11 protein-coding genes are annotated in these 11,360 nt (G+C 67.9%); 7 read left to right on the plus strand and 4 right to left on the minus strand.

Annotated features, from left to right (window positions below):
• Window positions 1-10 precede the first annotated feature (10 nt).
• Entirely contained in the window at window positions 11-667 is a 657-nt protein-coding gene (locus VF522_RS03830; RefSeq protein WP_330906899.1) for a glutathione S-transferase family protein, read from the plus strand.
• Window positions 668-697: 30 nt separating this feature from the next.
• On the opposite strand, the gene VF522_RS03835 is transcribed toward VF522_RS03830, so the two are convergent.
• The 3 genes from VF522_RS03835 to VF522_RS03845 form a co-directional block, all read right to left on the minus strand.
• Complete coding sequence (locus VF522_RS03835) at window positions 698-2,170, minus strand: sensor histidine kinase (RefSeq protein ID WP_330906900.1); 1,473 nt, start codon at window positions 2,168-2,170, stop codon at window positions 698-700.
• 86 nt (window positions 2,171-2,256) lie between these two features.
• The gene (locus tag VF522_RS03840; RefSeq protein ID WP_330906901.1) at window positions 2,257-2,928 is read right to left on the minus strand and encodes a response regulator transcription factor; all 672 of its coding nucleotides are present in this window, start codon (window positions 2,926-2,928) and stop codon (window positions 2,257-2,259) included.
• A gap of 76 nt (window positions 2,929-3,004) precedes the next feature.
• Complete coding sequence (locus tag VF522_RS03845) at window positions 3,005-3,490, minus strand: MarR family winged helix-turn-helix transcriptional regulator (protein ID WP_330906902.1); 486 nt, start codon at window positions 3,488-3,490, stop codon at window positions 3,005-3,007.
• A gap of 155 nt (window positions 3,491-3,645) precedes the next feature.
• Here VF522_RS03845 and recA point away from each other — a divergent pair, with 155 nt between their 5' ends.
• The 3 genes from recA (at window position 3,646) to VF522_RS03860 (ending at window position 7,158) form a co-directional block, all read left to right on the plus strand.
• On the plus strand, window positions 3,646-4,707 hold the full coding sequence (gene recA / locus VF522_RS03850; protein WP_330906903.1) for a recombinase RecA: 1,062 nt from the start codon (window positions 3,646-3,648) through the stop codon (window positions 4,705-4,707).
• Window positions 4,708-5,154, plus strand: coding sequence for a recombination regulator RecX (gene recX / locus VF522_RS03855; RefSeq protein WP_330906904.1), 447 nt, complete (start codon window positions 4,708-4,710; stop codon window positions 5,152-5,154).
• A gap of 102 nt (window positions 5,155-5,256) precedes the next feature.
• Window positions 5,257-7,158, plus strand: a complete 1,902-nt coding sequence (locus VF522_RS03860) for a M48 family metalloprotease (RefSeq protein WP_330906905.1) — start codon at window positions 5,257-5,259, stop codon at window positions 7,156-7,158.
• A 105-nt stretch (window positions 7,159-7,263) separates the two neighbouring features.
• Here the strand turns inward: VF522_RS03860 and argC are convergent, their stop codons facing one another.
• On the minus strand, window positions 7,264-8,184 hold the full coding sequence (argC, locus tag VF522_RS03865) for an N-acetyl-gamma-glutamyl-phosphate reductase (RefSeq protein ID WP_330906906.1): 921 nt from the start codon (window positions 8,182-8,184) through the stop codon (window positions 7,264-7,266).
• Window positions 8,185-8,354: 170 nt separating this feature from the next.
• Between argC and sucC the strand changes: the two genes are divergently transcribed.
• The 3 genes from sucC (at window position 8,355) to VF522_RS03880 (ending at window position 11,242) form a co-directional block, all read left to right on the plus strand.
• On the plus strand, window positions 8,355-9,521 hold the full coding sequence (sucC, locus tag VF522_RS03870; RefSeq protein WP_330906907.1) for an ADP-forming succinate--CoA ligase subunit beta: 1,167 nt from the start codon (window positions 8,355-8,357) through the stop codon (window positions 9,519-9,521).
• A gap of 9 nt (window positions 9,522-9,530) precedes the next feature.
• On the plus strand, window positions 9,531-10,424 hold the full coding sequence (gene sucD / locus VF522_RS03875) for a succinate--CoA ligase subunit alpha (protein ID WP_330906908.1): 894 nt from the start codon (window positions 9,531-9,533) through the stop codon (window positions 10,422-10,424).
• A gap of 92 nt (window positions 10,425-10,516) precedes the next feature.
• Complete coding sequence (locus tag VF522_RS03880) at window positions 10,517-11,242, plus strand: TerC family protein (protein WP_330906909.1); 726 nt, start codon at window positions 10,517-10,519, stop codon at window positions 11,240-11,242.
• Window positions 11,243-11,360: the final 118 nt, after the last annotated feature.

The raw sequence follows: 11,360 nt of genomic DNA on the forward strand, positions 1-11,360 counted from the left end.
GAGACCCGCGATGACGATGAAGCTGTATTTCTCCCCCGGCGCCTGTTCCTTCGTGCCGCACAGCCTGCTGGAGAGCGCGGGCGTGGCGTTCGAGCCGGTGATGGTCAAGCTGCACAAGGGCGAGCAGAACGAGGCGCCGTTCCGCGCGGTCAACCCGCGCGGCCAGGTGCCGGTGCTGGTGGACGGCGAGCAGACCATCACGCAGATCGTGGCGATCGTGCAGTACCTGGATGCCCGGTATCCGCAGCAGGGCTTCCTGCCCCAGGACCTGCTGGCGCGCACCCGGGTGCTGGAAACGCTCGCGTGGATGAACAACACCGTGCATCCCACCTTCACGCACGTGTTCATGCCCTACAAGTTCGCCGGCACGCCGGAGGCGCAGGCGGAGCTGAAGACCTTCAACGCCAAGGCCTACGCGGGGCTGCTGGCCGACCTCGAACAGCTGGCGAAGCAGGCCGCGGAGAAGGGCCAGGCCTTCCTCGGCGGCGACCGGTTCGGCCCGCTGGACGCCTATGCGCTCACGCTGCTGCGCTGGGGCGGCTTCGCGCAGATCGACCCGACGGGGTTCACGGCGCTGTGGGCGCACGTGCAGAAGGTGGCGCAGCTGCCGGGCGTGGCGAAGGCGATCGAGCGGGAGCGGCTGCAGTTGAACCTGTACAAGCCTTGATCGTCACCCCCGCCTGCGCGGGGATGACGACTAGGCCGCCTGCGCCATTTCTTCCGCCGGCGCATCCGCCGCCGCCACATCGAACCGCACCGCCACCCGCGTCCCCGGCGGCACGTGGCCCGGCCTTGCATCTTGCAGCTCGATCGTCGCGCCGTGCTGGCGGGCGATCTCCAGCACGATCGGCAGTCCCAGCCCGGAGCCGTCGACGTTGGTGCCCAGCGTCCGGTAGAAGGGCTGGAACACCAGCTCGCGCTCCGCTTCGGGGATGCCGGGGCCGGTGTCCTCCACCTGCAGCACCAGCACGCGGCCGAAGGGATCGGCGAGCACGCGCGCCGTGACCACGCCGGGCTGCTGCGCGGACGAAGGCGTGTAGTTGACCGCGTTGTCCAGGAGGTTACGGATCATCTCCTTCAGCAGCGTGGGATGGCCCTGCAGCTTCACCCCGGCCGACCCGGGCTCGGCGCCGTCGTAGCCGAGGTCGAGGCGCTTCTCCATGGCCCGCGGCACGGTGTCGCGCACCGCCTCGATGGCGAGCGCCGCGAGGTCGCAGGGCTGGCGCACCAGGGTCTTGCCGCTGCTTTCGGCGCGGGCCAGCGCCAGCAGCTGGTTGACGGTGTGCGTGGCGCGCATGCTGGAGCGGCCGATCTGCTTGAGCGACTGCTTCAGTTCCTCCGCGTTGAACTGTTCGCGCTGCGCCAGGTCCGCCTGCATGCGCAGCCCCGCCAGCGGCGTCTTGAGCTGGTGCGCGGCGTCGGCGAGGAAGCGCTTCTGCGTCGCGATCGAGCCCTTCAGGCGCGTGAGCAGGTCGTTCACCGAGGACACCAGCGGCGCCACTTCCAGCGGCACCACTTTTTCGTCGAGCGGACTGAGGTCGTCGGGCTTGCGCGCGCGGATGCGCTCCTCCAGCTCCGACAGCGGCTTGATGCCGCGCACCAGCGCCAGCCACACCAGCAGCACCGCCAGCGGCAGGATCACCAGCTGCGGCAGCATCACGCCCTTGATGATCTCGGTGGCGAGCACGGAACGCTTCTCGCGCGTCTCGGCCACCTGCACCAGCACCGGCTGCGCGCCGGGCGCGTCGACCTTCACCCAGGTGTAGGCCACGCGCACGTCGAGGCCGCGCATCTCGTCGTCGCGCAGGCGCGTTTCGCCGGGCAGCAGGCGCTCGTCCTCGGGAGGCGGGGGCAGGTCGCGCTCGCCCGAAAGGAGTTCGCCGCGGGAGCCCAGCACCTGGTAGTAGACCTGGTCGGAGTCGTCGGCGCGCAGGATCTCGCGCGCGGGTTGCGGCAGGCTGAAGGCGGCGCGCTGGTTCTGCACCGTCACCAGCTGCGCGATCGCCTGCACGTTGTATTCGAGCGCGCGGTCGAAGGGCTTGCCGGCGATGCTCTGCGCCACCAGCCAGGTCAGCGCCAGGCTCACGGGCCACAGCAGCAACAGCGGCGTGAGCATCCAGTCGAGGATCTCGCCGAAGAGCGAGCGCTGCTCGCGCTGGAAGATTTTCATGACTTCGTCATCCCCGCGGAGGCGGGGATCCAGTGCTTCCGCATTTCAATGCCCTGGATTCCCGCCTCCGCGGGAATGACGGCAGGTCAAGGGATCTTCTCCAGACAGTAGCCCAGCCCCCGCACCGTGGCAATCCGGATCGGGCCCTTCTCGATCTTCTTGCGCAGGCGGTGGATGTACACCTCGATGGCGTTGTTGCTCACCTCCTCGCCCCATTCGCACAGGCGCTCCACGAGCTGGTCCTTGCTCACCAGGCGGCCGGCGCGCTGCAGCAGCACTTCCAGCAGCCCCAGCTCGCGGGCTGAGAGTTCGACCATCTTGCCGTCGATGGTGGCGACGCGGCCGGCCTGGTCGTACACCAGCGGGCCGTGCTTGATCGTGCTGCTGGTGCCGCCCATGCCGCGGCGGGTGAGGGCGCGCACCCGCGCTTCGAGTTCGGACAGCGCGAAGGGCTTGGCCATGTAGTCGTCGGCGCCGAAGTCCAGGCCCTTGACCCGCTCCTCGATCGCGTCGGCGGCGGTGAGGATCAGCACCGGCATCTGCGAGCCGCGCGCGCGCAGCTTGCGCAGCACCTCCAGGCCGTGCATCTTGGGCAGGCCCAGATCGAGGATCAGGAGGTCGAACTCGTTGTTCGTCATCAGCGCGGCGTCGGCTTCCGTGCCGGTGGCGACGTGGTCGACGGCGGCGCCCGCGGCGCGCAGGCTGCGCAGGAGGCCGTCGGCCAGGACCTGGTCGTCTTCGGCGATGAGGATGCGCATGCTCGTCTCCTGGCAGGTGGCTTCTGCGGGCCTTGCGGAAATTGTAGGCTGGGGTTCCACCCCAGCCTACGAGGCCTTACGGCGACGCGCCATACCCGCCCGCGTAGGCTTCCAGGCCGATCTTCACGACGGTCGCGATGTCCTGTCCCACCTCCGAGCGGAATTCCTTCTCCGCCTGCGCCACGGCGTCCTTGAAGGCCTGCAGCCAGAGCAGACCGGTCGGCGTGAACTGAACGAGCCGCGCCCGGGCGTCGCGCGGATCGGGCTCGCGCCGCACCAGGTCCCAGGCCTCGCACTGGTCCACCAGGTCGCCCATGGCCTGCTTGCTCATGCCGGCCTTGTCCGCCAGTTCCGTGAGGCGCGTGCCCCGCAGGTCCAGGTGGCGGGTGATGTGGATGTGCGCCGCGCTGATCTGCGCCCGGGCCGCGAGGTTGGACAGCGCCAGCGGCACGTCGATGTTGTGGGCCATCAGGTGCAGCACGCGCTCGTCGAAGCGGCGCATGGCGTGCCCGAGCAATCGACCGAGGTGCGTGAGCCGCCAGCCTTCCTCTGCTGTTGTCATTCCGTGATCGTAAGGCAAACTGACAAAAAAACCTGTTGTCCGCGTGGCACCTCGCTCGTTACATTACTGGGCATGCATCCAGCCTGTTCGTCGAACCAGTGGATGTCCCCCAACCACTCAAACTCTGTAAGTCATTGATGCGCAAGGAGAAACCGATGGACACCCAAGTCAAGGGCAGCAAGATCGCGCCGGCGGCGGACACCGAAAAGGCCAAGGCCCTCCAGGCCGCGCTGGCCCAGATCGAGAAGCAGTTCGGCAAGGGAACGATCATGCGCCTGGGCGAAGGCGAGGTCATCCAGGACATCCAGGTCGTCTCCACCGGCTCCCTGGGCCTGGACATCGCGCTGGGCGTCGGCGGCCTGCCGCGCGGCCGCGTGGTCGAGATCTACGGGCCGGAATCCTCGGGCAAGACCACCCTGACGCTGCAGGTCGTGGCCGAGATGCAGCGCACCGGCGGCCAGTGCGCCTTCGTCGACGCCGAACACGCGCTGGACATCCAGTACGCGCAGAAGCTGGGCGTGAACGTGTCCGACCTGCTGATCTCCCAGCCCGATACGGGCGAGCAGGCACTGGAGATCGTCGACTCCCTGGTGCGCTCCGGCGCGGTCGACCTCATCATCATCGACTCCGTGGCGGCGCTGGTTCCCAAGGCCGAAATCGAAGGCGAGATGGGCGATTCGCTGCCCGGCCTGCAGGCCCGCCTGATGTCGCAGGCGCTGCGCAAGCTGACCGCCACGATCAAGAAGACCAACTGCATGGTCATCTTCATCAACCAGATCCGCATGAAGATCGGCGTGATGTTCGGCAGCCCGGAAACCACCACCGGCGGCAACGCGCTGAAGTTCTACGCCTCCGTGCGCCTGGACATCCGCCGCACCGGCACCATCAAGAAGGGCGAGGAGGCCATCGGCAACGAGACCAAGGTCAAGGTGGTGAAGAACAAGGTCTCGCCCCCGTTCAAGACGGCGGAGTTCGACATCCTGTTCGGCGAGGGCATCAGCCGCGAGGGCGAGATCGTCGACATGGGCGTGCAGCACTCCATCCTGGAGAAGTCCGGCGCCTGGTACGCCTACAACGGCGAGAAGATCGGCCAGGGCCGCGACAACGCCCGCGAGTTCCTGCGCGAGAACCCCGACCTGTCGCGCGAGATCGAGAACAAGATCCGCGAAATCATCGGCATCACGCCGCTGCCCACCGACGGCGTCGTCGCGGAGTAAATGCCCTTCGGGCAACTCTCGCTCAAGGGCCGCGCGCTGAAACTGCTCGCGGCCCGCGAGCACTCCCGCAGGGAACTGGAACGCAAGCTCGCCCAGCACGAGACCGAGCCGGGCCAGCTCAAGACCGCGCTCGACGAATTGCAGGCCCGCGGCTTCCTCGACGAACAGCGCGTGGTCGATTCCCTCGTGCACCGGCGCGCCGGCCGGCTCGGCGCCGGGCGCATCAAGCAGGAACTGCAGGCCAAGGGGCTCGACGCCGAGCGCGTCGCGCTGGCGGTCGCGAGCCTGAAGGCCACCGAGGTCGAACGGGCCCGCGAGGTCTGGCGCAAGAAGTTCGGCGTGCCCCCGGTGGACGCGGCGCAGCGCGCGAGGCAGGCGCGCTTCCTGGCCGCGCGGGGCTTCGGCGGCGAGGTGATCCGCCGGGTCCTTCGAATGGAGGAGGACTGACCGACCATCCCGCGCCCGCCCGACGCCTGTCGGCCGCCTGAGGCGCCGCGCGGCGCTCCTGCCCATCATGTCGCCCCAAGAAAACGAGGGACGGAGGGGTAGATGGACGACGCCGATTTCAAGCAGCTCGTCGAGCGGCTCGAGCAGGAAAGCGAAGACGCGCCGGGCGCATACCGGGTCAAGGTGGCGGGGCTGGCGCTGCTCGGGTTCGGGATCCTGGCGCTGTTGCTGGCGGCGATCGGCGGCGGCCTGGCCGGGATCGTGGCGCTGGTCGCCTTCCTGGCCCTGAAGGGCGGCTCGGCGCTCGTGCTGCTCGCCAAGGCCGGCAAGGCGATCTTCCTGCTGGCCGTGCCCCTCTGGTACATGGGCAAGAGCGCGATCCGCGCGCTGCTCATCCGCCTGCCGGTGCCCGAAGGCCGCGAGATCCGCCGCGGCGAAGCGCCAGTCCTGTTCGAGGGCCTGGACCGCATGCGCAAGCGCATGAACGGCCCGGCCTTCCACCACGTGCTGCTGGTGAACGAGGTGAACGCCGCGGTGGTGCAGCGTCCCGCCTGGGGGCTCGTCGGCTGGCCGCGCAACTACCTGCTGCTCGGGCTGCCGCTGCTGGAATGCATGCCGCCGCGCGAGGCCTTCGCGGTGGTGGCGCACGAATACGGGCACCTGGCCGGATCGCACGGCCGCTTCTCGGCGTTCATCTATCGCCTGCGCACCACCTGGGGCACGATCCAGGACTTCACCGAGCAGGTGGAAGGCTGGCTGGGCAAGGCGGTGGCGCCGCTCGTGCGCTGGTACGCACCCTACTTCAATGCCTACACCTTCGTGCTGGCGCGCACCAACGAATACGAGGCCGATGCCGCCTCGGCGCGCCTGGTCGGCAAGGACAACGCGGCGCACGCCCTGAAGCGCGTGAACGTCGCCAGCTCCCGGCACGACCGCTTCATGGAGCTGACCTTCGAGCGCATCCGCCACGAGCCGCAGCCGCCCGCGGACCTGATGCACCGGTGGGCCGCGCACCTGGACCAGCCGGCGCCGGCCGCCGACGCGAGCCTGTGGCTGCAGAAGGCGCTCGACCGGCAGGCGAGCGTGTGGGACACGCACCCGACGCTGCGCGCGCGCCTCGCCGCTCTCGGCGTCACGGCGGACGCGATCGACCTGCCGCCTCCCGAAACCGACGAATCCGCCGCCCGCGCCTGGTTCGGCAAGCGGCTCGAGCTGCTGCGCAAGCAGCTGCAGTCCGAGTGGGTCCAGCGCGTGCAGGAGCCCTGGGCGGAGCGCCACGAGGCGGCGAAGCAGCAGGTGGAGCGCCTGGCCGGACTGCGCCGGCAAGCCACGCGCAGCAGCGACGAGGAGCTCGAGATGCTGCGCCTCGCCTTGCGCTTCGAGCCGGAACAGGACTGGCGCGAAGCGCTCGCCGCCTTCAACGCCGAGAATGGGGACCACCCGCTTGGCCTCTTCACCGAAGCGACCGCGCGCCTGGAGAAGGGCGACCGGGACGGGCTGAAGCTGCTCGATCGCGTGATGGAACTCGACGAGGATGCGATCAAGCCGGCGTGCGACGTGGCGTATGGCTTCCTGAAGGAGCGCGGCGAGCACGATGTGGCGGACGTGTACCTGCAGCGCTGGAAGCGCCGCGACGAGAAGGAGACGCGGCACCACAAGGCCTTGAGCAACGTGGACCCGAAGCATCCGGTCGTCCCGCACGGCCTGGAGGACAAGGTGGCGGACGCGATCCGCGCGACCATCGCCAGCCTGGACCACGAACACGTGAAGGCGATCTACCTCGGCCGCCGCGTGCTTCCGGGCAGCGAGAAGATGACCCAGCTGCTGCTCGCGGTGGAACTCACCTGGTGGGGCCAGTACCGCGATCAGCAGGGTGCGGTGGTGAACCGCCTGGCGGAGATCGAATGGCCGGTGGAGCTGATGATCATCAGCCTGGACCACCAGTACAAGCCGATGAAGAAGAAGTTCCGGGCGCTGGGGGGCGAAGGGTTGGTGCACGGTTAACCGTCACCCCCGCGGAGGCGGGGGCCCAGGGCATTGGAAAAAGGCGGCCAGTGGCCGCCTTGTTCTTCGGACGCGCTGGATCCCCGCCTCCGCGGGGATGACGGATCAGATCCCCAGCATCAACTTCAGGTTCTGCACCGCCGCCCCGCTGGCGCCCTTGCCCAGGTTGTCCAGCCGCGCGACCAGCACCGCGTGGCGGTAGTCCATGTTGTGGAACACGCGCAGTTCCATCTTGTTGGTGTCGTTCAGCGCGGTGGGCTCGAGCTTGCCGTCTTCCGTCGCCGCTTCCACCGTCACCCACTCGCTGCCCTCGTAGTGGCGCTTGAGCACGTTCTCCAGGTCCGCCGGCGTCGGCTTGCCGGCAAGCGTGTCGAGGTGCAGCGGCAGCTGCACCAGCATGCCCTGGCGGAAATTGCCTACCGAGGGAATGAAGATCGGGCGGCGCACCAGCCCGGTGTATTTCATGATCTCGGGCAGGTGCTTGTGCTTCAGGCCCAGGCCGTAGACCTCGAAGGGCGGTGCCGAACCGGCTTCGTAGGCCTCGATCATCGAGCGGCCGCCGCCCGAATAGCCGCTCACCGAGGGCAGCACCACGGGGTAGTCGGAGGGCAGTGCGCCGGCATCCACCAGCGGACGCAGCAGCGCGATCGCGCCGGTGGCGTAGCAGCCCGGATTGCTCACGCGCTCCGCCTTGCGAACCGCTTCGGCCTGCCCGCGCGACAGCTCGGGAAAGCCGAACACCCAGCCTTCGGCCACGCGGTGCGCGGTGGAGGCGTCGATGATGCGCGGCTTCCTCCCGCCGGCCTTGCCGATCTCCTCGATCATCGCGGCCGACTCGCGCGCCGCATCGTCGTGCAGGCAGAAGATCACCAGGTCCACGCCCGCCATCAGCTCGCGCTTGGCGGCCGGGTCCTTGCGCTTCTCGGGCGCGATGCTCACGAGTTCGACCTGCGGCATCTGGACGAGCCGCTCGCGGATCTGCAGGCCGGTGGTGCCGGCTTCGCCATCGATGAAGACCTTGGCCATGTGTTTTTTCCTATAGCGGCAGCTTATCGTTACTCCAAGCAAACGTGCCGGAATGGTGCATTGCACCATGATACAGTTCGTGCCGGTTCCATGCAGCCCGGCCGACGAAGCCGCGCGTCCCGCCGCAGGGACGCACCTCCCCCGAATTCCAGTTCCTCGAGAGACACCTCATGAAGATTCACGAGTACCAAGGCAAGGAGATCTTGCGCAATTTCGGCGTGCCCGTTCCGCGCGGCATCCCGGCATTCACGGTGCAGGAAGCGGTGGAAGCCGCGCAGAAACTCGGCGGCCCGGTCTGGGTGGTCAAGGCCCAGATCCACGCGGGCGGCCGCGGCAAGGGCGGCGGCGTGAAGGTCGCCAAGTCGGTCGACGACGTCAAGAAGCTCGCCGGCCAGATCCTGGGCATGCAGCTCAAGACGCACCAGACCGGCCCCGAAGGCCAGAAGGTCCGCCGCCTCTACATCGAGGACGGCGCCGACATCCAGAAGGAATACTACCTGTCCGCCGTGACCGACCGCGCGACGCAGAAGGTGGCCTTCATCGCCTCCAGCGAAGGCGGCATGGACATCGAGGAAGTGGCGCACGCCACCCCCGAGAAGATCGTGAAGATCTTCGTCGACCCGCTGGTGGGTTTCACGCAGGCGCAAGGCGAAGAGCTGGCCAGGGGCATCGGCATGCCGGCCGACTCGGTGGCCCAGTTCGTGGACATCTGCCAGAAGCTCTACAAGTGCTACATGGACACGGATGCCTCGCTGGTCGAGATCAACCCGCTGAACCGCGACAGCAAGGGCAAGGTCGTCGCCCTGGACGCCAAGTTCAACTTCGACTCCAACGCGCTGTTCCGCCATCCCGAGGTCGTCGCCCTGCGTGACCTGGACGAAGAGGACCCCGCCGAGATCGAGGCTTCCAAGTTCGACCTCGCCTACATCTCCCTGGACGGCAACATCGGCTGCCTCGTGAACGGCGCGGGCCTCGCGATGGCGACGATGGACACCATCAAGCTGTTCGGCGCCGAGCCGGCCAACTTCCTCGACGTGGGCGGCGGCGCCACCCCCGAGAAGGTGACCGAGGCCTTCAAGATCATGCTGAAGAACAAGAAGGTCGAGGCCATCCTGGTCAACATCTTCGGCGGCATCATGAAGTGCGACACCATCGCCACCGGCGTCATCACCGCCTGCAAGGCCGTGAACCTGAGCGTCCCGCTCGTCGTGCGCATGAAGGGCACCAACGAGGAACTGGGCAAGAAGATGCTGGCCGAGAGCGGCCTGCCGATCATCAGCGCGGACACGATGGCCGAGGCTGCGCAAAAAGTTGTGGCCGCGGTGAAGAAGGCGTAAGGAACAGACATGTCGATCTACATCAACAAGGACACCAAGGTCATCACCCAGGGCATCACGGGCAAGACCGGCCAGTTCCACACCGAGAAGTGCCAGGAGTACGCGAACGGCAAGAACTGCTTCGTCGCCGGCGTGAACCCCAAGAAGGCGGGCGAGTCGATCTTCAACATCCCGATCTACGCCTCGGTGAAGGACGCCGCCAAGCAGACCGGCGCAACCGTCTCCGTGATCTACGTGCCGCCGGCGGGCGCCGCCGCGGCGATCTGGGAAGCGGTGGAAGCCGACCTGGATCTCGCGATCTGCATCACCGAAGGCATCCCGGTGCGTGACATGCTGGAAGTGCGCAACAAGATGAAGGCCAAGGAAGCCAAGGGCGGCAAGAAGACGCTGCTGCTGGGCCCCAACTGCCCCGGCCTGATCACGCCCGACGAGATCAAGATCGGCATCATGCCCGGCCACATCCACAAGAAGGGCCGCGTCGGCGTGGTCTCGCGCTCCGGCACCCTGACCTATGAAGCCGTGGCGCAGCTCACCGAGCTGGGCATCGGCCAGTCGAGCGCCGTGGGCATCGGCGGCGACCCGATCAACGGCCTGAAGCACATCGACGTGATGCAGGCCTTCAACGACGATCCGGACACCGACGCCGTGATCATGATCGGCGAGATCGGCGGCCCCGACGAGGCGGACGCCGCCCGCTGGTGCAAGGCCAACATGAAGAAGCCGATCGTGGGCTTCATCGCCGGCGTCACGGCGCCCCCCGGCAAGCGCATGGGCCACGCCGGCGCGCTGATCTCCGGCGGCGCCGACACGGCCGACGCCAAGCTGGCGATCATGGAAGAGTGCGGGTTCAAGGTGACCCGCAACCCGTCGGAAATGGGTAAGCTCCTGAAGGCGCTGCTGTAAGCGGCACCCGGCCAGCCACAACGACCAGACAGAGCCGATTGCCTCCGCAAGGAGGCAGTCGGCTTTTGCTTTGAGAACACCAGCGAGACGACATGGCAGAGTTCCTCACCGCCGCCTTCTGGGTCGCCGTCGGCCAGATCATCCTCATCGACATCCTGCTCGGTGGCGACAACGCGGTCGTGATCGCGCTGGCCTGCCGCGGCCTGCCGCCCGGCCAGCGCAGGATGGGGATCCTCTACGGCACCGCCGGCGCGATCGTCCTGCGGGTCTTCCTGATCGCCTTCGCGCTGGCGCTGCTGTCCATCCCCTACCTGAAACTGGTGGGCGGCCTCCTGCTGGTGTGGATCGGCGTGAAGCTGCTGGTGCCGCAGGAAGAGGAGGACCACGGCGACATCCGGTCCAGCGACAAGCTGTGGGGCGCGGTGAAGACGGTGATCGTCGCCGACCTCGTCATGAGCATCGACAACGTGCTGGCCATCGCCGGCGCGGCCGAGAGCGCCGGCCAGCACCAGCTGTTCCTGGTGATCTTCGGCCTGGTCGTGAGCATCCCCATCATCGTGGCCGGCAGCCAGCTGGTGCTCAAGCTGATGGACCGCTTCCCGGTCATCATCACGCTGGGCGGCATGCTCCTCGGCTGGATCGCCGGGCAGATGATCTATACCGACCCCGGCCTGAAGCCCTACCTGCCCGAGTCCAAGACCTGGGAGTACGGCGCCGCGATCGCCGGCGCGCTGCTGGTGCTCGTGATCGGCAAGATGATGGCGCTGCGCCGACCGGGGGCCGGCGAGAACGAGCGCGCGAGCGAAAGCGAAGCCTGAGGCCCGCCGCGTAGTTGCAACAAAAGGTTCAACGGGCGCAACAAAGTCCCTTGTCCGTTGCAATGCCCTCTGCTACCGTCCAACGCAAGAGAGTCCTGCGGCCCCGGATGGCGCTGTT

This window comes from Ramlibacter sp. (genome assembly GCF_036383835.1).
GTDB lineage: Bacteria > Pseudomonadota > Gammaproteobacteria > Burkholderiales > Burkholderiaceae_C > Ramlibacter.